At 53.4% G+C, this 1,000-nt stretch carries 1 rRNA gene; it reads right to left on the bottom strand.

Annotated elements, in window-relative coordinates:
* Positions 1-1,000, bottom strand: a 23S ribosomal RNA gene (locus tag SSCH_RS08050); the annotation flags it as partial.

Here is a 1,000-nt window from a genome sequence, read left to right as displayed (position 1 = left end):
TTTATGGTATTCGGAGTTTGAAAGGTTCGGTAACGTGGTCGACGCCCCTAGCTGATCAAGTGCTCTACCCCATAACGTATCCCTCGAGGCTAGCCTAAAGCTATTTCGGGGGAGAACCAGCTATCTCCGGGTTCGTTTAGCTTTTCACTCCTACCCACAGGTCATCCGCCGGCTTTTCAACGACGGTTCGGTTCGGGCCTCCACGAGAGGGTTAGTCTCGCTTCACCCTGCCCATGGGTAGCTCACCCGGTTTCGGGTCTGCGCTATGCAACTCTTTCGCCCTCTTCAGACTCGCTTTCGCTGCGGCTCCAGCCTTTTAAGCTTTAACCTCGCTGCATATCGCAACTCGCCGGTCCGTTCTACAAAAAGTACGCCATGATCCAGCTTATAGCTAGACTCTGACTGCTTGTCAGCATATGGTTTCAGGTTCTTTTTCACTCCCCTCCCGGGGTGCTTTTCACCTTTCCCTCACGGTACTCGTTCACTATCGGTCGTCAGGTAGTATTTAGCCTTAGGAGGTGGTCCTCCCTAATTCCTGCAGGATTTCACGTGCCCCGCAGTACTTGGGTTCGTAACAGGTGAGTGCTCTCCTTTTCGGGTACGAGACTGTTGCTCTCTTCGGTTGACCTTTCCAGGTCTATTCCCCTAAGGGGGAGCCTTTTTGCTCACCGGATCCGCTGTACCGGATCCCTCTTACGTCCCTCGACCCCTTAAACGCAACGAGTACAGTCTTGACACGTTTAAGGTTTGGGCTGTTCCCCGTTCGCTCGCCGCTACTTGGGGAATCACGGTTGTTTTCTGTTCCTCGGGGTACTAAGATGTTTCAGTTCTCCCGGTTGCTCATCCTTACCTATGGATTCAGTAAGGATTGACTGGGTTTTAGCCCAGTCGGGTTTCCCCATTCGGGTATCCCCGGATTAACGCCTGTTTGCGGCTACCCGAGGCTTTTCGCAGCTTACCACGCCCTTCTTCAGCACCTGACGCCAAGGCATCCACCATA

Origin of the sequence: Syntrophaceticus schinkii (genome assembly GCF_000946815.1) — a bacterium.
GTDB lineage: Bacteria > Bacillota > DSM-12270 > Thermacetogeniales > Thermacetogeniaceae > Syntrophaceticus > Syntrophaceticus schinkii.
The sequence above is the reverse complement of the archived record's forward strand: the minus strand, read 5'-3'. Positions and strand labels throughout refer to the sequence as shown.